General features: G+C 42.4%; 1 protein-coding gene. It reads left to right on the top strand.

The window, feature by feature from the left end:
• On the top strand, positions 1-186 hold a 186-nt coding region (locus RH45_RS23695; RefSeq protein ID WP_008081772.1), incomplete at its 5' end, for a hypothetical protein.
• Positions 187-297: the final 111 nt, after the last annotated feature.

Here is a 297-nt window from a genome sequence, read left to right on the forward strand (position 1 = left end):
TGGGGTGGTTTAGCTTTATCAGCAATTGTCGCGATATTTGCGCTTTGGCTATTAGCATTTGGTGGCTCTGGTGAAGTTATCGTTGGAATAGCATTAATCTTCCCCGCTTCCATAGGTATTGGGCTTTCATTGCGTTCTAATCGGTATGACAAAATGGTCAGTTCACTGGTTAGCAATGAAACATAACAAAGCGTTTAAGACGGATTCGCAACGCTTGGCATTTTTGGTTTGATTCAGCTTTAGTGTTTACGGCACAATATTTTAGGTTCGGTGGTAGCGTTGTTCACCACTTAACGC

It is taken from the genome of Vibrio sinaloensis DSM 21326, from assembly GCF_000189275.1.
In the GTDB taxonomy this organism is placed as follows: Bacteria; Pseudomonadota; Gammaproteobacteria; order Enterobacterales; family Vibrionaceae; genus Vibrio; species Vibrio sinaloensis.